This window comes from Paenibacillus terrisolis, from assembly GCF_056171975.1.
On the sequence record NZ_JBKFGG010000038.1, the window covers coordinates 21,360 to 41,662 of the forward strand.

Here is a 20,303-nt window from a genome sequence, read left to right on the forward strand (position 1 = left end):
GGAGCATTGGCTGTTTTCCCATCCAAGGCTGTGATTGGTTTCATTTAATTTTCATTCTTTCACATAAAACAGGCAAAGAATTTCCCAAGCTATTGATTATAAAAGAATGGCGTGTTATGGTGATTCAGTTCTGCTTATTTTAAATTCTTACTAACGATTACAGCAGTCATTGCTGTCATTTTTTCATCAGGAGGAAACAAGAAATCAAATGAACAAAATCGATGCTTTCTCCACGGCCAAATCTAATCGGACAGCCGCTTGGCTGCTGGTCACCGCCGTGCTGCTCACCGCCGCCACTTTGCGTTCCCCGATCACTGGCGTCGGTTCCCTGATCGGGGAGATTGAGGCCGCAACAGGCTTGTCCCATACGATGTCGGGCATGCTGACCACGCTGCCACTGATCGCTTTTGCCGTCTTTGCGCTGGCGGCGCCGGCCCTCTCCGCCCGTTTCGGGATGGAGCGCACGCTGCTGTACAGCATGGTGCTGATGACGGCGGGAATTATCGTGCGTTCCTTGCCTTCCGTGCCGGCGCTTTTTGCCGGAACGGCGCTGATCGGCATCGCGATCGCCGTATGCAACGTGCTGGTTCCCGGACTGATCAAGCGGGATTTCGCGCATAACATCGGACTCATGACGAGTCTCTATACGTCATTTCTGAATCTCTGGGCCGCAATCGCTTCCGGGATCAGCGTGCCGATCGCCCGCAGCGCCTTCGGCTGGCGCGGCGCTTTAGGGTGCTGGGCAATTCTGACGCTCATCACCGCAATTACGTGGCTTCCGCTGCTGCGGCATTCATCCGCAGCCGCAAACCGGAAATCGCAAGAACCTGCAGCAAAGCGCCGTAAAACAGGCAGTATCTGGCGCTCTTCTGTGGCTTGGCAGGTCACCTTATTTATGGGCTTTCAGTCCATCATGTTTTATGTCGGCGTTTCCTGGCTTCCGGAGATTCTGCATGACCGGGGCATGAGCCCGGAAAATGCCGGCTGGATGCTGTCCCTCATGCAGATCGTCAGCATGGCCGGTTCATTCCTCATGCCGCTGATCGCCGCAAAAACCCAGCACCAGAAATTGCTGGCTGCGGCTTCCTCCGCCCTGTTTTTACTCGGCTTCGGCGGAATCTGGCTGGGCTCCGATGCCTTGGCCGCGCTTTTCATCATTTTGATCGGCTTTGGCTGCGGTACTACCTTTGGCCTTGCCGTGGTATTCTTCGCTCTGCGTACGCGGACAGCCGGTCAGGCTGCCGAGCTGTCGGGCATGGCGCAGGCGGTCGGATACTTACTGGCCGCCGTTGGCCCAACGCTGTTCGGGTTTATCCATGACCAAAGCGGAAGCTGGAATACGCCGCTGGCTCTGATGGTCGGCCTGTCGGTGTTTACCGTCGTGTTCGGCTATACTGCCGGGCGGAAAGGCTACGTCAGTTCCGAGTAACGCAAGTGATCGATGCCATGCCAAAAAGCTCCGTTCCCTGAACCTAAGGAAGCGGAGCTTTTATCATTTTGAGTCCTCCGTCTATATCAAGAAACCTCGGCCGCTTGCACTAAAGCTTCGGGCTTATGCTTGAAGATCGGAATAAGGATCGTCGCGCCAAGCAGCATCACAATTCCCGAAACCGCGTAGATTCCGACCAACGGGAACGCGTTTTTAAGCACGCCGGACAATGACATCATAATAACCATCATGCCCATGAACATGGGATTGAGCACACCGTTAACGCGCCCTACGTAAGACTGCTCCGTCCATTGCAGGATCATCGTGTTGATGCCGATTTGAATGCAAGGCATCGTCAGCCCGTTCAGAAATTGCAAAGCCAATGTCAGCGGAACGCTGGTGGAAAAGCCTATTCCGGCAATGCAAACGGCGCTGATCGCCATGCCGAGGGCAAGCAGCATCTGCGGAGACATTTTTTTGGCCAAAATCATTACCGCGACTCCGCCGATCAGCATGGCGCCCCCGTTGACCATTGATAAAAATTGCAGGAACTCCTTGGGCTCTCCGAGCCGTTCCGTTACAACGAACAACCCCAGCGTCTGGATGATCCCTACGGAAAAACCGGCGATCGCAAATCCGGCTCCCAGTACCTTGAGCACCGGGCTGCGCCAGACGTAACGGAAACCGTCCGTCATCTCCCGGCGGAAATCCGTTTTCGATTTCTCCGCCTCCGGCTGCTCCTCATCAGCAGGAATCCGGAACAGCGTGAGCGCGGATAACAGAAAGGCCACGCCCATAACGCCGATCGAGACGTAAATTCCGAATTGATGGTAAGCGTAAATACCAAGCGACGGTCCGAGGATCATAAAGATGGCCATAAGCGTTTGAAACAGCGCCATGCCCTGCTGGACTTGATCGGGATGAACATGCTGCTTGAACAGCTTCATGACCGACGGCTGCGAAAACTGCGACAAAATAGCGGAAATAAAAGTGGCGAAATAGACCGTCTCCCAGGATCCGTAAAGCAGCGTCAGCAATACGGCAAACACCGAAACGGAGGACAGGAAGTCGCACCAGATCATCGTTTTTTTCGGTTTCCAGCGATCGGCAAAAGCGCCGCCGATAAACGAAAAGACGAAGATCGGGGCAAATTCGACGACCGAGATCAGCGAAACCGCCAAAGGATCGTTATTGGTTTTATCCGTAACAAACATCAAAATGGCGAAATTGCGCACCCATATCCCAATTTGCAAAAATAGATTGGACAGCAGGACCGTTTGATAAAACCGGTTCCGAAGCAAGCTGCCGAAAGCGGGAGAGACCTGTGCATCAGTAGTCATATCTTCCAGCACTCCTTTTCACTTAACTTTCGGCTTTGTTTTGCGCCACCAACGTGGAGCTTTGATTTTGGTCCAGGTTGAAATCGTCTGTTCCCAGCATTTTGGCTCTGCCCATCAAAGAAACCGTAATCAGCGCCAGCGCCGCCGGCACCAAAGTCCATAAAAACATATTCGTGATCGATGCCGACAAATCGCCCACAATCCGGTCCAGCACCGGAGCGGGAATGGCTTTGCGCGCGTCCGAGGTCAACAGAGCCCGCGGGTCCTTGACCGACGGCATTCCTTGCGCCCCCGCTCCCTGCATCCCCGCCATAGACTCGGTCATCCGGCTGGTGAATTCGTTTCTCTGAATAATCCCGAAAATCGTAATCCCGACCGTCATGCCCAGTGAACGGACAAAAGCCATGGTAGCGCTGGCCGCCCCCCGCTGCTGCGGACCAAACTCCTGAATCGACGACATCCCAAGCACGGAAAAGGAGAAGCCAACTCCAAAACCGGCGATGCCCATATACAGCGAGAGCACGGTCTTGCTCGTTTCAGGCGTAATCGTAGACAGCAGGAAAATCCCCACAATAAAAATCAGTGCAGACATAATCATCACATTGCGGAAACTCGTACGCTGAACAAGGAATCCGCCGATCTGGGCCGCAACCACTGAGCTCAGCGTCATCGGCAGCAAAATCAGGCCGGAGTTCGTCGCCGTTCCGCCGGTCACGCCTTGCACAAACAGCGGAATGTATATGGAAGCGGCGATAAACGCGGCCCCGTAGAACATTCCGGCGGCATTGCTGCTGGCAAACAGCCGTTTTCGGAACATGGCGAAAGAAATAATCGGTTCCTGCGCGGTCCGTTCCACCAACAGGAAAACCGTAAACAGCACGGCAAACGCGATGAACAATCCGATGATTTCGGCCGAATCCCAAGCGTAGATCTGACCCCCAAACTCCAGAGCGAACATCAGCGCTACGATCGAACCAACCAGCGTGATCGCACCCCACCAGTCGATCTTCTGTTTCGCATGCACCGCGGATTCGTGGTAAAACACGATAATCAGCAGCAGCGCAATGACGCCAAGCGGCAGATTGATATAGAAATTCCATCTCCAATTCAAATGGTCGGTAATAAACGCGCCAAGCAGCGGCCCCACCAAGCTGGACACGCCAAACACGGCTCCGAACAAACCGCCCATAGCGCCGCGTTTCTCGATAGGGAATACATCAAACACGATAGCAAAAGCGATCGGCATCAAAGCGCCGCCGCCGATCCCTTGAATCGCGCGGTAAATACTGAGCTGCACGATGTTGTCGGCCGTCCCGCACAAGACCGAGCCAAGCAAAAACATGGCGATTCCAAATACGAAGAACCGTTTTCGTCCGTACATGTCGGACAGCTTGCCGAAAATCGGCATGGCCGCCATCTCCGCCACCATATAAGCCGAGGTGACCCATACATATTTGTCGAGTCCGCCCAATTCGGAGACGATGGTCGCCATCGCGGTGGCCACGATCGTGTTATCCATGGCAGCCATCAAAATGCCCAGCAACAACCCCGCCACTACCAATCCAAGCCGGTTTCTATTCTCTCTCATGCTTTACCTCCACTCGTTAATGCTTTCGGTAACTTCGGATTGTCTATCCTGATGAAAAGCGTTTCGATATTCTACCCGCCCGATCCGGCAGCCCGGGCCGATCGTGACATCCCCGCCGCGTACCACGTCCGCGGTCGTATTTTCGAGGCGGACGACGTCGCCTTCGATCACTTTCGCCTCCAAATCCGGGGTTCCCCAGGATTTGAACCAGGAAGCCCATTTCCACGAGGCATGCGGCCCAACCGTGATTTGCCCGCCGACGATTTCGGCGATTCGGCTTCTCCCGAACATTCGGAGTTCCACCCGCTCGGCGTTGATCATCCCTTCGGTCTGGAGAGCGCCCTTCATCAAGAACTGCTCGGCCTGACATCCGTTTTTGATCGTACAGTTCCCATATATATTGATTTCTTCTCCGGAAATGCCGTCTCCGATCGAAACCTCGCCGCTAACTTTGGTTTTTCTGGCTTTGAACCCCCCTGTGACTTCAACGCCTCCGGTAACGCTCAACTCGCCGCCGCTAAAGCCGCCGAGCACCTTCACGTTTCCCGTTACCTTCAAAACATCGGCGTTTAGCCCCCCTTCAACGCTGAGGTTCCCCGTGCATTTCAGGAAGACGCAATCCATGTCGCCGTTGATTTCTGCGTCCCCAACAATGTTTACTTTGTTAAACGCTCCGCCGTTGGATCTGCCGTTGCCGACGATCTTCAAATCGGAGACGCGCTCTCTCATATCCTCCGTAGCCATATGTTTGTTTCCCTCCTATATTTGTTCGGCTGAAGCAACCGACGCCTTCGGAGCCTTCTCGTACCGGTCCCTGTATTCTACGCGCCCGATGTCGCACCCCGGGCCGATAACAACCGAATTTCCCCGGACCACCGAAGCCCTGGTCTCCTCCAGTACGACGTCGTCACCCTCAATGACTTCCGCGGTCAGACCCGTGGCAAGAGCTGGAGAGAGGAAGGAGAGAAGATTGCGGGAGCCCGTTTTCTTCCGCACATGAATGCGCTCTCCGCCGATCTCCTTGGCGCGGCAGGGCCCGGCCATATAAATGTCAATGACTCCGGCATTCAGCAGCCCGCCGACCTGAATTTGACCGTGAACCTTCAATTCTTCATATTCGGCGTTGCCGTCCAGCTTAAAGGATCCATCGACGGTCGCCTTCTCGCCCGACGCCCCGAAGCCGCCCGTCAGCATTCCGTTCACCTTCACTTCCGCGAATTTCACATCGCCCTTTACCTTGAGCATTCCGTCCAAGACGATTTGTCTTCCGCTAATCGTCCCCGCCGCCGAGCCGGTTCCCTTAAGCCGGAATTCTTCCGCTTCGACGGTGTCCTTCATTTTCAGCGTACCGTTCGCCGTCAGAACGGAGCAGACAACGCTTCCGTTCAAAGTCGCAATCCCTTCCGTGTCTATCTTTCTGTAGGTTCCCCCGGCAGCCTGCCCGATCCCGTTGATGGTCAAATCCTTCGCATTATTTTCCATCCCTCAAAACTCACTCCCGCCTACGAGTAATTTCAAACCTTCCGTGCACTGGGCCAAAGACAAACGCGCTACCGTTCTTACGCTGTGATCGGCATAAATGTCAATATCGCCCGGCACGAGCAGAAAAGCGGCCACCCCCATCTTCCGAATCAAAAGAATACCGCAATCCTTTCCCGCGAGCTCAGGCAAATAGTCTTCCAGTGTACGAACCAGCAAACGTCCTTCATCCAGCGAAATGTCTCCGCTTTGCAAAAGCTTATCCAGAATATAAACGATAAGAATTTTATCGAAACCGAACGTTGGGTTTTGGGCAGATGGATCAACGGTTTCGACGTATAAATTCAGCGCTGTTGATGTAACAATGTTCCGTTCTAATATTTCTCCCGCACTTAGCCTCATTTCTCCCAAGCTTGGGGAAAAGACGTCCGCCAGAGCATCCAATGACAAATCGTCCTTCATATTCAGGATGCGGTCGATCCTCAGCAGTATTTTTTCCCGGGGAAAAAACGTCTCCTGCCCCGTAAACGAGGACTTACGGATGAACCATTGCTCCGGGATCAGATTTTTGCGTTTCCAGCGGTATAACTGGCCATAGGAGATGCCCGTCAAATCAAGCAGCTCTTTCTTGGAGATCAGTTCCTCATTCATGGCAATGCTCCTTTCTTGCAAGAATAACGTAACATAACATTGTTACGTTGTAAACTATAAAAAAAAACCACCCGTACATATCCGGGCGGTTTTTAAGGTTCTCAACTTCACTTCTGATGCTCAATCGCTACTTCAAAGTTTGAAACGGTCGATTTTATGATGCAAATCCGTAGCCATCCGGGCGAGTCCTTCCGAAGCGGAGGAGATTTCCTCCATCGTAGCGAGCTGCTGCTCCGTCGCGGAAGTTACGCTTTGGAAAGCATCGAGGCTCTTCGACGAAGTCGCGGCGATATGTTCCACCGAATTCACGATCTCATCCGCACTGGCCGACATTTCCTGCGTAATGGCCGAAACCTCGTGAATTTGCTCCGATATTTGTTTTGTCGACAGCTCGATTTGCTTGAAGGCGCTTTGGGCTTCGGTCGTCACGGAAATGCCCCGTTCAACGTTTGCCGTGACCTCTTTGTTCATAACATCGTAGACTTTTCCCGTCAGTTCGGTCATCTCTCCGATACGGCCCTGAATCATTTCGGCCGTTTGCTTCGACTGCTCGGCAAGCTTCCGCACCTGCGCGGCGACAACCGCGAAGCCGCGGCCCTCGTCGCCGGCTCTGGCCGCTTCGATCGCCGCATTCAGGGCGAGCAAATTGGTTTGTACGGCAATATCGGTAATCGCGCTGCTCATCTCCGCAACCTGGGCACTAAGCTCGTTCATTTGCTGCATGAGGTCGGCCGATTCCTGGGTAGTGCGGCGAATTTCTTCCATTTGCTCGCCGACTTGCAGCACTTTCTCGCTGCCGGTGCGCACATCGGCCTCCGTCCGGAAAGAGGATTCGACAATCGTGCCGGAGGATTCGGCGATTTTGCGGATGCCCATCGACATTTCTTCCATCGTCTTGGTGCTGTCTGCAGAAACGGCGGCTTGTTTCTCCGCGTCGTTGGACGCCTCCTGGACCTGTTCCACGATATATTCGATTGCTTTGGAGCTTTGCTCGGTACCGGCAGTCAGTTCTTCGCTGGAGGCGGACAACTGGCTTGAGGTTTCCGCCATATCCTGAACCATATTCCGCAAGGAATCCAGCATCAGGTTGTAATTGCCCGCAAGCTGCCCGATTTCATCTTTGCGTTTGGTCTTCACATCGCCGCTTAAATAACCTTCGCTAACCCGCTTGGCCGAATCATTAAGCTGTTCGATCGGACGCGTAATTTGTCGAATTACGAAGAATAGCAATACTCCCGCAATCACCAGCGTTGCGCCGAGCACAATGAGGGCGGTACGCAAAATAGGCGCCGAAGCTTCGCTGAATTCCGTCATGTCCAGTACGCCCACCACTTTGAAGCCGGTCAGTTTATTGGTGTTGTAATAGGCGCTTTCCGGCTTTCCGTTGGCCGGATTATCATAAGTCAGGAAACCCGAATCGGCATCCTTCAGCTTGGCCAAATATTCTCCCTTCGCCTCTTCACCGATCGCAATCGTCGGATGCGAAGTATACTTATTGGTCCGGTCGAGGATATAAATGTATCCTTTGTCGCCCAGCTTCACCTTTTTAACCATTTCATTAATTTTGCTTAAGTCGAGGGAGACGGTAATCGCCCCTTTATGATCCGGAAGTGATTGGCTGACGAACAAGTTGTAATTGCCGGTGGTTGCCGATTTGAAAGGATCGATGATCACTGTTTCGTCCGGGGTTTTCATCGACGCTTTATACCAATCTCTGTCCCGAGGGTCGTAATCCTGCTGCCCGGGATCCGGGGCTTTCATCCAAGCGCCGTTTTCGTTCCCGACCGTCATATTTTCAAGCTCCGGATGCTTCTCGACAAATAAATCTATGAGCTTTCTCAGCTCCGGCGATTTCGTATCGATCTGCTCCGAAGTTATTTCGTTCACCAGCTGCTGAACATTAAACATCTCGGCTTCCACGATTTTATTCAAGTTGTCGTTCAGCAGATCGACGCTGGATTTCGTGCTTTGGTTCATCTTGTTATGTAATTGTTCCTTAGCGCTGGTGTAACTGGTATAAGTAATCAACAGGTTAGGAATGATCAGCATGATTGCGAAAAGAATCAGCATCCGGTTGCGCAGCTTCTGTGTTCCCAGATTACGTTTCATGCGGGTGAATACGTTGTTCATAAAATCTCCCCCTCGAATGGATAACGGCATATTTCTTTTGTGGCGATCTGGTTGAATGCTGAATAAACGGATGTCGAATGCGGCATGGAAACGGGCTCCGCGGGTTCAGCCTGTTGAATACGAAAAGGGCCGTACTGTCTCCGGCAAAAAGCCGTTTTATTGCGATATGTAAATCCACTGACGCCCCCTTTCCGCAAACTTGCTGATTTTCCCTGTTCAGTAATTCAAAATTTGAAAGCGATAAAATTAAGTCAGGCTAAATACTTAACTTATCTTATATTTCGACAAAATCCGATTAATATTTTATAAGCTTTCAGAAAATTCCGAAAAAGAAAAATAACCTTTCTTTCGTCCTTGAGCTTCTCTCCGTCTAATCGGAAAACAAGTACTCAAGTTTGAAAAGAAAGGCTATTCGTGAAAATTTCAATTATTTTACGGGGTTAATAATCACTTGCTTCTCTCGGCAAAATCCTTTACCCATTCGCGGGTAGACTCCAGCTTCCGCTCCGCCCGGCCAATCGCCGCGGACACCTGAGCTGTCGCCGTCCCTCCATATACGTTCCTTGCATTGACAACCGACTCCGGCTGAAGCACCCGATAAATGCTGTCGTCAAAAAGCGGAGAAAACTGCTTGAACTCTTCCAGCGTCAGATCCAGCAAAAATTTACCGTTCTGGATGCAGTACAGCACCGTCTTGCCGATCACCTCATGCGCCTGGCGGAACGGCAGCCCTTTGCCCGCCAGGAAGTCGGCAATGTCGGTCGCGTTGGAAAAGTCCCGATTGACCGCCTCGCGCATCCGATCCTTGTTGATCTTCATGGTCGATACCATCGGGGCGAACAATTGCAGAGCGCCCTGCAGCGTAGCTACCGTATCAAACATGCCTTCCTTGTCTTCCTGCATGTCTTTGTTGTAAGCAAGCGGCAGTGACTTCAGTACGGTAAGAAGGCCCATCAAATTGCCGTAGACCCGCCCCGTTTTGCCGCGAACCAGTTCCGGAACGTCGGGGTTTTTCTTCTGCGGCATAATGCTGCTGCCCGTACAGAAGGCGTCGTCCAGTTCGATGAAGCGGAACTCCGTGCTGCTCCACAGGACGAGCTCCTCGCTAAGACGGGAGAGATGCATCATCAGCATGGACGCGTCAGCCAGGAATTCAATGATGAAATCGCGGTCGCTTACCGCATCCAGACTGTTCTCGTACACGCCGTCAAAATTCAGCTGAGCAGCCACGAAGTGCCGGTCGATCTGAAACGTCGTTCCCGCCAACGCTCCGGCTCCGAGCGGGAGCACATTGATCCGTTTGTAGCTGTCCTGAAGGCGTTCGATGTCCCGCTGGAACATGGAGACATAAGCCAGCAGATGGTGCGCGAACAAAATCGGCTGCGCCCGCTGCAGATGCGTATAGCCCGGAACAATCGTATCCAGATTCGCTTTGGCTTGTCCGAGCAGCGCATCCTGCAGCTCTCCGAGCAATCCGGCGAACTCGACGACCCGTTTGCGCAAATAAAGATGCATATCCGTCGCCACCTGATCGTTGCGGCTGCGCCCGGTGTGAAGTTTACCTCCGACGGAGCCTACCTCGTCAATCAACTGCTTTTCGATATTCATATGAATGTCTTCGTCCGAAACGGAGTATTCCAGTTCGCCGCGGCGAATCTTATTCAAAATACGATGCAGGCCCTCCCGGATGGTCTCCGCGTCTTCCTCCGGGAGAATCCCGCATTTGCCCAGCATCGTTACATGCGCCAGGCTTCCCTGGACATCTTCCTCCGCCAGCGCTTTATCAAAACCGATGGATGCCGTATACTCTTCCACCAACCGGTTGGTCTGCTTCGTAAAACGGCCGCCCCACAGCTTGCTCACCCGAACCCACTCCTTATTTTTTCCCTACAAGTTGAACTGACGATTGCGCGTAAAGGCAGTCGCGCGAATGGCTCTTTCGATGCTCAACTTATACGGCTGTTTACTTTGTCTTGTTCTGTGCCACACCGGCACCGACTTTCAAACGCAGCGCGTTCAGATGAATGAAGCCCGTCGCATCGCCCTGGTCGTATGCCTGTGTCGGATCGGCCTCCATCGTGGCGATATCCGGATTGTACAGGCTGACCGGGCTTTTTACGCCGGCCGCGATAATATTGCCTTTGTACAGCTTAACGCGAACCGTTCCGGCCACATTCTTCTGGCTTTCGGTTACGAGCGACTGGAGCGCTAGACGCTCCGGCGCGAACCAGAAGCCGTTGTACACAAGCGTGCTGTAACGGGTAATCAGGCTGTCGCGCAAATTCATCACTTCGCGGTCAAGCGTCAGCGACTCCATTTTGCGGTGGGCCGTGAACAGGATCGTGCCGCCCGGCGTCTCGTATACACCGCGGCTCTTCATTCCGACAAAACGGTTCTCAACCATATCGACACGGCCGATACCGTGCTTGCCGCCAATTTCGTTGAGCTTCTCCATTACGCCGAGCGGATTCAGGCGTTCTCCGTTCAGCGCCACGCAGTTGCCTTGTTCAAATTCCAACTCCAAATATTCCGGCTCATTCGGCGCATCCTCGGGGGACACGCTGAGCAAATACATATCCTTGTTCTCCGGAGCGGCGGCGTCGAACCAAGGGTCTTCCAGAACGCCGCTTTCGTAGCTGATATGCAGCAAATTGCGGTCCGTCGAATACGGCTTTGCCGCCGAAGCCGTTACCGGAATGCCGTTCGCTTCCGCGTAGGCAATCATTTCCGCGCGGCCCGGGAACCGCTCGCGGAATTCGCTTGACCGCCAAGGGGCGATCACGGCGATTTCCGGCGCCAGCGCCGCCGCTGCCAGCTCAAAACGCACCTGGTCGTTGCCTTTGCCGGTAGCGCCGTGCGCAATCGCGATCGCGCCTTCGGCGCGGGCGATTTCCACCATGCGCTTCGCGATCAGCGGGCGGGCAATGCTGGTGCCGAGCAGGTATTGACCTTCGTAAAGCGCCCCCGACTGGAACATCGGAAAGATGAAGTCCTTGGCGAACTCTTCGCGAAGGTCGTCGATATAGACTTTCGATGCGCCGGTCGCGAGCGCCTTCTCTTCAAGGCCGTCGAGTTCTTCCTTCTGCCCGATGTCCGCCGTAAACGTAATGATCTCCGCGTCGTAGGTCTCTTTAAGCCATTTCAGAATGACCGACGTATCCAGTCCGCCCGAATACGCCAGCACGATTTTATCTTTTGCCATGTTGAACAGCCTCCCGTAAATTTATCCGATCAGAGCGGCCATCAGCGCCTTTTGGGCGTGCAGCCGGTTTTCCGCTTGGTCAAAAATAATCGAATGCTCGCCGTCGATCACGCCTTCGCTTACTTCCTCGCCGCGATGAGCCGGTAGGCAGTGCATAAAGACATAATCCGGTTTGGCGAATTTCGCCAGCGCTTCGTCCACCTGATAGTCCTTGAACGCGATCTCCCGCGCTTTTTGCTCCTCTTCGAAGCCCATGCTCGCCCAAACGTCCGAGTAAATGACATCGGCGTCCGCCACCGCTTCCTTTGGATCGCGAACCACCTGAATGACGGCCCCCGTCGCTTTGGCGATTTCCTGCGCTTCCGCCGTAATTTGCGGATCCGGTTCATAGCCCTCCGGACTCGCTATCGTGACATGAACCCCCAGCTTCGCTCCACCGATCATCAGCGAGTGAGCCATATTGTTGCCGTCGCCCACGTACGCCAGTTTCAACCCCTGCAGCTTGCCCTTATACTCGTAAATCGTCTGGTAATCGGCCAGCACCTGGCAGGGATGCGCCGCATCGCTCAGCCCGTTGATGACCGGAATCGAGGCGTAACGAGCCAAATCGGTGACCTTGTCATGCCCGAACGTACGAATCATGATGCCGTCGAGATAGCGGGACATCACCCCGGCCGTATCGGCGATCGTCTCGCCGCGGCCGAGCTGGATATCGTTTTTGCTCAGGAACAACGCATGGCCGCCTAGCTGATAGGTTCCGACTTCAAAAGACACCCGCGTCCGCGTAGACGATTTTTCGAAAATGAGTCCCACCGTTTTTCCCTTTAGCGGCTGATACTCTTCCCCGTTCTTCTGCTTCAGTTTAAGCTCAATCGCCAAATCGATTAAATAATGAATCTCTTCGGTCGTATAATCGGTCAGCTCTATAAAATCCCTGCCGCGCAGGTTGATGCTGCTCTGTTGGGCCTTCTCCAGTAAGCTCATAGTTTCTACTCCTCCTTCGATGTATGCGCCTGAATGATGGCTGTGAGGGTATTCACCGCCAGATCGATTTCCTCGCGGCTGACTTTGAGGTTCGGCAGCAGCCGGATGACGTTGGGGCCTGCCGTCACGAACAGCAGTCCTTGCTTCTGGCCCGACTTGACCAGTTCAGCCACCGGCTCCGCGCATTCGATTCCGATCAGCAGTCCGGAGCCGCGAAGGGCCTTCACGAACGGCTCGCCCCGGAGCGCCTCCTGCAGGCGGCTCATTAAATAACGGCCCATCTCCTCCGCGTGCTCCGGAACATGCTCTTCGAGCATCGTTTCCAGCGTGGCCACGATGGCCGCCGCGGCAACCGGATTGCCGCCGAAGGTCGAGGCGTGGGTACCCGGCGTAAACGTCTCGCGGAGATACTCCTTCGCGAGCATCGCGGCAGCCGGCAAGCCGCTGGCAATGCCTTTGGCCGCCGTAAAAATATCCGGCTCAATGCCGTAATGCTGATGAGCGAACCATTTGCCGGTCCGGCCCATTCCGGTCTGCACTTCATCGACGATCAGCAGCAGCTCCTGCTCTTTGCAGAGTGCGGCAAGCTCTTGCACGAAACCTCGTTCCACCGGATATACGCCGCCCTCCGCTTGCACCATCTCCAGCATGATCGCAGCCGTCTGCGGACCGATCGCCGCTTTCAAGGCCCCCATGTCGTACAGGGGAACGGTTGTAAATCCGGCAGGCAGCGGCAGATAACCATCGTGGAACTTCTCCTGCCCGGTAGCCGTCAGCGTCGCCAGCGTCCGGCCATGGAAGGACTGCGTGAACGTGATCACCTCGTAGCGCCCGGTTCCTTTCACTTTCTGATGATAACGCCGCGCCAGCTTGATCGCAGCTTCATTCGCTTCAGCCCCGCTGTTGCAAAAGAACACCACGTCGGCGCAGCTGACCTTAGTCAGCAGCCGCGCCGCCTCCTCCTGCTGAGGAATCCGGAACAGGTTGGACACATGCCACAGCTCATCCAGTTGAGCCTTGACCTTGGCCTTCACTTTCTCCGGCGCATGCCCCAGGTTGGTCACGGCGAGTCCACTCATAAAATCCAGGTAGCGGTTGCCCTGATCGTCCCAGAGCCAGCTTCCGCTCCCCTTCACCAGACTTAGCGGATAACGCGCGTAACTGGGAAAAAGCGGGTCGACCGCTTTGGACGCCTGAGCATCCGCCAAATCCGTTTTTGCTATATTGAGGTCAAGGTCGCTATGGGCCATTGCTTTTCACTCCTATCGATTTATTATCGTTACATCCGTACGATTCTGGTGCCGATCGGCTCCCCGGAGAGCACTTTGCCAAGCACGCCCGGCTCGCTCCCGTCCACGATCACGACTTCCTTTACATTTCCGCTGATGCAGGCTACCGCCGCGCGAACCTTCGGAATCATGCCCCCGTAAATTTCACCGGTCTGGATCATATCCTCGATTTGCTGCACCGTTGCCGAGGCGAGCACGCGTTTTTCGCCGCCTGTCACCTTCAAAATCCCGGGGACATCCGTAACCACGATCATATGCGCTACGCCAAGCTTCGAGGCGACCGCTCCCGCGGCCGTATCTGCGTTAATATTGTAGCGCTGGCCGTCAGCGCCGATCCCTACCGGAGCAATAACCGGCATGTATCCGAGTGTCAAAATGCCGGCGATCAGCTCAGCGTTAACATCCGTTACGTCTCCGACGAGGCCCACCTCGCCGCTGTTCGCAACCGGTTTGGCCGTCAGCAGTCCGCCGTCCGCGCCGGATAATCCGATCGCATTCCCTCCGGCCTGACTGATGCGGCCGACGATTTTCTTGTTGATGCTGCCCGCAAGCACCATTTCCACCACATCCAACACCTCTTCCGAGGTGTAGCGCAATCCGCCCACAAATTTGCTCTCAATCCCCAGCTTGCCCAGCGTTTCCGAAATCGCCGGTCCGCCGCCGTGGACGATGACAGGTCCGATTCCTTCCCGCTGCAGCTTCACCAGATCGCCGAAAAAAGAATCCGGCAGTTCCGCAAGCGTGCTTCCGCCGCATTTCATCACGAAGGTCCGGCTCCCGGAAAGCTCCTCGGCGGATTTGCCCAAGCCGTTATGCTCCGATGCCGTTGCTGATACCGTTGCCGCTGTCGTCATTGACGAGGTCGTAGTCACTTTTGTTCAGCTCCTCTCTCTCCCCAAAAAAAGATTTATTTTATTTAGAAGCGGATTTCTCCGCAATATCGAATATTAAGTGCGGTATGCCGCATTAATTCGTACATAATCATAGGTCAAGTCGCAGCCCCAGGCCGTCGCTTCTCCCCTGCCGTTGTGCAGATCGACCTGAATGGCGACCTCGTCGCCTTTCAGGTAGGCCAGGGCGGCATCTTCGTCGAAAGGAATCGGGCGGGAGCCCGTCAATACCGGAATCTCGCCAAGCGAGATATCCACCGTCTCCGGATTGACGGGCTCTCCGGCGCGGCCGACCGCGGCGATGATGCGGCCCCAGTTGGCGTCGGCCCCGAATACGGCCGACTTCACGAGGCTAGAGCCGACGATCGTCTTGGCGATCCCACGGGCCGATTGCTCGGTGACGGCCCCGGTGACCGTCACCTCCACGAGGCGCGTGGCGCCTTCGCCGTCGCGCGCAATCGCCATCGCCAGCGTCTGGCACACGTGCCGGAACGCGGCGGCGAAGGCGTCCCAATCGGGATGCCGGGGCGACAGCTCGCGGTTGCCGGCCAGGCCGCTGGCCATCGCCAGCAGCATGTCGTTGGTACTCGTATCGCCGTCCACGGTAATCATGTTGAACGTGACCTCTGTCGTTTCCCCGAGCAGCCCCTGCAGCGCCTGCGGCTCAATCGCGGCATCGGTCGTGACGAACGCGAGCATCGTGGCCATGTTCGGATGGATCATGCCCGATCCCTTGGCCACTCCGGCAATGGTCACCTCGCGCCCGTCAACGGCCAGCGTCACGCACACCTCTTTCTTGACGAGGTCGGTGGTCAGTATCGCTTGGCAGAAGCCCTCGGCGCCTGCGCCGCCGGCCGACAGCACGCCGGGCAGCCCGGCGATGCCGCCGCGCACGCGGTCCATCGGCAGCATCTCGCCGATGACCCCGGTCGACGCGACGGCGACCTCGGCTTCGCCGAGCCCGAGCGCGGCTGCGGCGGACGCGCGCATAGCGTAGGCGTCGGCCTCGCCCTGCACGCCGGTGCAGGCGTTGGCGTTGCCGCTGTTAACGACGACGGCCCTCAGCCGCCGCCCCCCTGACGCGATGCTGTCTCGCGTCACTTTCAGCGGTGCGGCCTGGAACACGTTCGTCGTATACACGGCCGCCGCCACCGCCGGCACCTCGCACACAATCGCGCCGAGATCATTGCGCGAGGTTTTCTTCAGGCCGCAGTGGAGGCCGCCGGCCTGAAAGCCCTTGGGCGAAGTAATCGAGCCCTCCGGCGCTGCACGAAATAAACTAACCACTCCCATGACGTTCTCCTTTCAACTCTTGTAGTCGGATGCAATGTATTTTACTGAATAATGGTTTATTGGCTTACGGATACACGGGGAACAGCTTCAAGCCGGTCGTTTCATCCCAGCCCATCATCAGGTTCAGATTCTGGATCGCTTGCCCCGCCGCCCCTTTAACCAAATTGTCGATCACGGAAATGATCGTGACTCTCCCCGTACGCTCATCCGCCGCAAAGCCGATATCGCAAAAATTGGAGCCAAATACCTCTTTGGTCGCCGGCCAGGTTCCGCTTTTCCGCACGCGCACAAAAGGTCTGCTTTCATAATACTGCCGGTAAAGATTGGCAAATTCCTCGTCTTGATGCGCTCCGTTAAGCTTGGCGTAAATCGTGCTCATGATTCCCCGTGTCATTGGAACGAGATGAGTCGTAAACGTTACCGTTACCGGGTTTCCCGCAACGGACGACAAGGTCTGCTCGATTTCAGGAATGTGCTGATGTTTATTCACCTTGTAGGCCTTGAAGTTTTCGTTGATTTCGGCATAATGCGTCGTGAGGCTTGCGCCCCTTCCGGAACCCGATACCCCCGATTTGGCATCGACTATGATGCTCTCCGGATCGATCCACCCGGCTTCTACCGCCGGAATCAGTCCGAGCAGTGTAGCGGTCGGATAACAGCCCGGATTGGAAATCAGCTCCGCTCCCTTTATTTGCTCCCCGTTCCACTCGCACAAGCCGTATACCGCCTGATCCAGAAGCTTGCTCTCCGGCGCTTCGCGATCATACCAGGTTTGATAAACATCCCCGTCTTTCAGGCGAAAATCGCCCGACAGGTCTATCACCTTAAGGCCAGCCTGCATCAGCTCGGGCACCAGCCTGCCGCTGACCCCCGAAGGCGTTGCCGTAAATACGACATCCGCTTTCGCGGCGATTTCCTCCGGGTTAATGCCATCGAGCGGCTGTACGATAATACCGGTAAGATGCGGGTATCCGGCCTCGAGCAGTTCCCCCGCGCTGGAGGCTGAAATGACCGAAGTGATCTCCACTCCCGGATGCCCCAATAAAAAACGAATCAGCTCCACCCCTCCATATCCGGTGGAACCGACGATCGCGACTTTTACTTTTTCCCCGCCCACGAACCTGACCTCGCTTTCTCTCATATCTATTTCAATCAACCGAATGTATAAATCCGTATTAAATATGTATTATTATACGATTGCGCTTATATAAATACAACCACTTCGTAAGAAAAAATTAACGCGCCATGTCAATCAGAGGAGGATTTCTTCTAGAACATCTCACACTTTTGCTTCAATCCTCCCGTCTCACGTTCAACTTATTTAGGAGAATTAATCTTTTCAATGAACTGCCCTAACATTCATCGATTTAATCTATAAATAGAGACTTCGAAAGTCATTCGAATCAAAGGGGACATTTGCCGCATGATGAACTTGAACCTGCTGAAGCTGAGAATCGTGGAACTGCTCGAAAAACACCATAAAATCACCACGGTGGCGGAGTTGCTGGATCTGAAGCAGCCGACGGTCACCTTTCATATGAAAAATCTGGAGCGCGATTTCGGCGTTAAGCTGTTTGAATCCCGGATGGGCAAAATCATTTTGACCGACGCCGGTTACGCCCTGTATCATTATGCAGGCAAAATCAATGCGCTTGCCGCGGAAGCGCAGCGTGTCGTTGCGGAGTTCGATTCGCTGCGACAGGGAAGCCTCCTTATCGGCGCGAGCTACGTGCCGGCAACGTATGTGCTTCCGGAAGTGCTTCACCGTTTTGCCGAAGCGTTTCCGGGCATACAAGTATCGATGTCCGTCAAAACCGCGCCGGTTATTTTGGGCATGCTGGAACGCCACGAAATCGATATGGGCATCATCTCCACCGAGCCTTTTGCCAAAACGGGCTTTACCGCCGAAACGATCTGCGAAGACGATCTGGTGCTCATTTTTGCGCCAAATCATCCATTGTCTTCCGTAACTCACCCGACTCCCGGACAAATCGCTTCCTCTTCCTTTGTCCTTCACGGCCACGAATCGAGCACTCGGCGTCTCACGGAAAAATGGCTGGACTCCAACCGGCCGAACCTGCCCTCCCGTCTTGAATTCGATTCGCTGGAAGCGATCAAGCAGACGGTTATGCTGGGCGAGCATGTGTCCTTCGTATCCCGCATGGCCGTTCAGGCTGAGGTGGAGCGAGGGCTGCTGCAAATGCGCTCGATCCCGGATCAACTCGAGAAGCGCTATGTTTACGCCGTTACGAACCGGGATAGGCACCGGTCCGCCTTAATCGGCAGATTCGCCGAGTTTTTGGCAACTGACTCCATCACCGGCGTAGAGAAAATCTTAACCTCCCCATAGAAATTGTTGGGATTTTTTACCTGTCCATTCAGCCCGATTGACATTCGACTCACACTCCTCCTTTAAAGTAAATCCTGTACAACATTCCAATATTTAGAGGAGCTGAGTTCGTGAAAATCCATGTTCGTCTCGCAAAATCCTGTACCACTGCCGTATTAAGCGCTGCTTTGCTGGTTACCGGCTTCAGCGCGATTCCGTCGGCCCAAGCTGCCGGCAACGCCGTCCCTTCGTATGAAGTAAAATTTCTGCTCGATGCCGGCAAGGTGCTGAAAACCGACGGCTCGCTGCAGGGTTCGGTGGAAGACGCCTTCGACGTGGACGACCCCGCCGAAAAACAGCTGGTGGAATTTTTTGATACCGATGCCCTGGATTTGAACGAAGCGGGCTGGAATGTCCGGTTCCGCAAAAAAGAGGACAAGAAAAAATACGAACTGACCTACAAAAGACGTTTTGAAGTGGTGAACGGCGATCTGAACGCAGCTTTAACCGAAGCAAATCATGCCGGTTTTGACGCAAACGAGGATGATTATGAGGCGGAAGTGGATTGGGGTTACGGCAAGCAAACGCTGAGCTTCTCCAATGACAAAGAGGAATCCGCCTCCAAAGGCCTCTCTCTCCCATCCGAAAAAGATACGTTAAAACTGCTGGTGAAAAATATTCCCGGCAAACTGGAAGACGCAAATTCGAGCAACTGGGGAAAAGACACGCTGGAAGATTCACGTGCCCACGGTCCGGTATCGGTAAGCAAATATGCCGGTTCCTTTAACGGACTCGACACCGATATCGAAGTATGGCCGATCCGAAGCGCAAGCGGTTCCGGCATGGAAATGCTGGTGGAAATTTCGTTTAAAACCGATGACACGAATGTAGCGGCGGATAACAGATCCGATTTAATGGAGCTGCTTGACGCCAAAGGCTGGCTCGTACATGCCGATTCGTTGAAGACAACCCAAGTGCTGGAGCGTTATTAATCCCTGTCCGGGCAAAGTTAAAGCCGTCATGCTGTGGGTTTACACGCACAGCATGACGGCTTTTCGTTATTTCATGGGATGAATTGTAAGGTGGCAGCTCTTTTCCGAGTTACTTTTCGGCGGTTCCGGCTTTGGATTGCAGGAGTTCAACCAACTGATCGCCGATATTCGCGAATCCGCCCGGGCCGCCGCGTCTCTCTCCACTGGCCCCGGTAGAATTCCCGCCAGCCTGACCGCCATCGGCTGAACCTCTCGTCCATCCTTGTCTGCCTGCACCGCTGCGGGAGCCGGGACCGTCGGTTCCCGCATTGCCGCCACTGTTATTTGGCTGTCCCGCGTTGCCCGGCGTGACCGTTCCTTTCGCGCCGGACTCGGTTGACCCGGAAGCTGATCCCGTAGCTGATCCGCCTATACCCGTCTGGTCTCCGCCGGAGCTTGCGCCGCCGGTCCCTGAGCCACCGTCCTGCGTATTCGCACCATTCCCCGAGCGGCCTCCGAACCGGCCCGATCTTTGGCTCGCGGCTTCGGTCATATAGGCCTTTTGCTTGTCTGTGAGCAGCGCGGTCAAGCTTGCCGATTGAACATCCGTAAGCTCGTTTCCTTTTACCGCATCCTGCACAATCGGCAGCATCGATTCGGCTTCAGCCTTGGTTATCTCCAAGCCGTCTTGTTGATCCATCATCATCAAGGTACGGAAGGTGGTCATC

The 20,303-nt window shown here is 54.7% G+C and carries 17 protein-coding genes; 3 read left to right on the forward strand and 14 right to left on the reverse strand.

From position 1 onward, the window contains the following. Window positions 1-208: 208 nt before the first annotated feature. Window positions 209-1,429 (forward strand): CynX/NimT family MFS transporter, encoded by a 1,221-nt coding sequence (locus tag ACI48K_RS22225; protein ID WP_475029833.1) that lies wholly within the window; start codon window positions 209-211, stop codon window positions 1,427-1,429. 86 nt (window positions 1,430-1,515) lie between these two features. Here the strand turns inward: ACI48K_RS22225 and ACI48K_RS22230 are convergent, their stop codons facing one another. The 13 genes from ACI48K_RS22230 to argC form a co-directional block, all read right to left on the reverse strand. After that, entirely contained in the window at window positions 1,516-2,769 is a 1,254-nt protein-coding gene (locus ACI48K_RS22230; protein ID WP_475029834.1) for an MFS transporter, read from the reverse strand. 22 nt (window positions 2,770-2,791) lie between these two features. Beyond that, window positions 2,792-4,357 carry an MDR family MFS transporter gene (locus ACI48K_RS22235; protein ID WP_475029835.1) on the reverse strand — a complete coding sequence of 522 codons (1,566 nt, stop codon included), beginning with the start codon at window positions 4,355-4,357 and terminating at the stop codon, window positions 2,792-2,794. 3 nt (window positions 4,358-4,360) lie between these two features. Next, window positions 4,361-5,101 carry a hypothetical protein gene (locus tag ACI48K_RS22240; protein ID WP_475029836.1) on the reverse strand — a complete coding sequence of 247 codons (741 nt, stop codon included), beginning with the start codon at window positions 5,099-5,101 and terminating at the stop codon, window positions 4,361-4,363. 15 nt (window positions 5,102-5,116) lie between these two features. Then, the gene (locus ACI48K_RS22245) at window positions 5,117-5,839 is read right to left on the reverse strand and encodes a polymer-forming cytoskeletal protein (RefSeq protein ID WP_475029837.1); all 723 of its coding nucleotides are present in this window, start codon (window positions 5,837-5,839) and stop codon (window positions 5,117-5,119) included. A 3-nt stretch (window positions 5,840-5,842) separates the two neighbouring features. Next, on the reverse strand, window positions 5,843-6,487 hold the full coding sequence (locus ACI48K_RS22250) for a YhbD family protein (protein ID WP_475029838.1): 645 nt from the start codon (window positions 6,485-6,487) through the stop codon (window positions 5,843-5,845). Window positions 6,488-6,619: 132 nt separating this feature from the next. Then, the gene (locus tag ACI48K_RS22255; RefSeq protein WP_475029839.1) at window positions 6,620-8,617 is read right to left on the reverse strand and encodes a methyl-accepting chemotaxis protein; all 1,998 of its coding nucleotides are present in this window, start codon (window positions 8,615-8,617) and stop codon (window positions 6,620-6,622) included. A gap of 447 nt (window positions 8,618-9,064) precedes the next feature. Next, entirely contained in the window at window positions 9,065-10,480 is a 1,416-nt protein-coding gene (gene argH, locus ACI48K_RS22260; protein ID WP_475029840.1) for an argininosuccinate lyase, read from the reverse strand. Window positions 10,481-10,580: 100 nt separating this feature from the next. Further along, entirely contained in the window at window positions 10,581-11,819 is a 1,239-nt protein-coding gene (locus ACI48K_RS22265) for an argininosuccinate synthase (RefSeq protein ID WP_475029841.1), read from the reverse strand. Between the two features lie 21 nt (window positions 11,820-11,840). Continuing rightward, complete coding sequence (argF, locus tag ACI48K_RS22270; RefSeq protein ID WP_475029842.1) at window positions 11,841-12,803, reverse strand: ornithine carbamoyltransferase; 963 nt, start codon at window positions 12,801-12,803, stop codon at window positions 11,841-11,843. A 5-nt stretch (window positions 12,804-12,808) separates the two neighbouring features. Next, window positions 12,809-14,053: an aspartate aminotransferase family protein gene (locus tag ACI48K_RS22275; protein ID WP_475029843.1), complete on the reverse strand. Its 1,245-nt coding sequence runs from the start codon at window positions 14,051-14,053 to the stop codon at window positions 12,809-12,811. Window positions 14,054-14,082: 29 nt separating this feature from the next. Continuing rightward, a complete protein-coding gene (argB, locus tag ACI48K_RS22280; protein WP_475029848.1) occupies window positions 14,083-14,853 on the reverse strand; it encodes an acetylglutamate kinase in 771 nt (256 codons plus the stop codon). Window positions 14,854-15,039: 186 nt separating this feature from the next. Next, window positions 15,040-16,275 carry a bifunctional glutamate N-acetyltransferase/amino-acid acetyltransferase ArgJ gene (argJ, locus tag ACI48K_RS22285; protein WP_475029844.1) on the reverse strand — a complete coding sequence of 412 codons (1,236 nt, stop codon included), beginning with the start codon at window positions 16,273-16,275 and terminating at the stop codon, window positions 15,040-15,042. 64 nt (window positions 16,276-16,339) lie between these two features. After that, window positions 16,340-17,416 (reverse strand): N-acetyl-gamma-glutamyl-phosphate reductase, encoded by a 1,077-nt coding sequence (gene argC, locus ACI48K_RS22290; RefSeq protein ID WP_475029845.1) that lies wholly within the window; start codon window positions 17,414-17,416, stop codon window positions 16,340-16,342. 285 nt (window positions 17,417-17,701) lie between these two features. Between argC and ACI48K_RS22295 the strand changes: the two genes are divergently transcribed. Next, entirely contained in the window at window positions 17,702-18,625 is a 924-nt protein-coding gene (locus tag ACI48K_RS22295) for a LysR family transcriptional regulator (RefSeq protein ID WP_475029849.1), read from the forward strand. 110 nt (window positions 18,626-18,735) lie between these two features. Further along, entirely contained in the window at window positions 18,736-19,596 is an 861-nt protein-coding gene (locus ACI48K_RS22300) for a hypothetical protein (protein WP_475029846.1), read from the forward strand. 109 nt (window positions 19,597-19,705) lie between these two features. Here the strand turns inward: ACI48K_RS22300 and ACI48K_RS22305 are convergent. Then, window positions 19,706-20,303 (reverse strand): hypothetical protein (locus ACI48K_RS22305; protein ID WP_475029847.1); only part of this gene is annotated, 598 nt, incomplete at its 5' end.

Excerpts from the sequence above, each read along its gene's own strand:
- ACI48K_RS22225 (WP_475029833.1), top strand. The coding sequence starts at position 209 with ATGAACAAAATCGATGCTTTCTCCACGGCCAAATCTAATCGGACAGCC.
- ACI48K_RS22230 (WP_475029834.1), bottom strand. The coding sequence starts at position 2,769 with ATGACTACTGATGCACAGGTCTCTCCCGCTTTCGGCAGCTTGCTTCGG.
- ACI48K_RS22235 (WP_475029835.1), bottom strand. The coding sequence starts at position 4,357 with ATGAGAGAGAATAGAAACCGGCTTGGATTGGTAGTGGCGGGGTTGTTG.
- ACI48K_RS22240 (WP_475029836.1), bottom strand. The coding sequence starts at position 5,101 with ATGGCTACGGAGGATATGAGAGAGCGCGTCTCCGATTTGAAGATCGTC.
- ACI48K_RS22245 (WP_475029837.1), bottom strand. The coding sequence starts at position 5,839 with ATGGAAAATAATGCGAAGGATTTGACCATCAACGGGATCGGGCAGGCT.
- ACI48K_RS22250 (WP_475029838.1), bottom strand. The coding sequence starts at position 6,487 with ATGAATGAGGAACTGATCTCCAAGAAAGAGCTGCTTGATTTGACGGGC.
- ACI48K_RS22255 (WP_475029839.1), bottom strand. The coding sequence starts at position 8,617 with ATGAACAACGTATTCACCCGCATGAAACGTAATCTGGGAACACAGAAG.
- ACI48K_RS22265 (WP_475029841.1), bottom strand. The coding sequence starts at position 11,819 with ATGGCAAAAGATAAAATCGTGCTGGCGTATTCGGGCGGACTGGATACG.
- argF (WP_475029842.1), bottom strand. The coding sequence starts at position 12,803 with ATGAGCTTACTGGAGAAGGCCCAACAGAGCAGCATCAACCTGCGCGGC.
- ACI48K_RS22275 (WP_475029843.1), bottom strand. The coding sequence starts at position 14,053 with ATGGCCCATAGCGACCTTGACCTCAATATAGCAAAAACGGATTTGGCG.
- argB (WP_475029848.1), bottom strand. The coding sequence starts at position 14,853 with ATGAAATGCGGCGGAAGCACGCTTGCGGAACTGCCGGATTCTTTTTTC.
- argJ (WP_475029844.1), bottom strand. The coding sequence starts at position 16,275 with ATGGGAGTGGTTAGTTTATTTCGTGCAGCGCCGGAGGGCTCGATTACT.
- argC (WP_475029845.1), bottom strand. The coding sequence starts at position 17,416 with ATGAGAGAAAGCGAGGTCAGGTTCGTGGGCGGGGAAAAAGTAAAAGTC.
- ACI48K_RS22295 (WP_475029849.1), top strand. The coding sequence starts at position 17,702 with ATGAACTTGAACCTGCTGAAGCTGAGAATCGTGGAACTGCTCGAAAAA.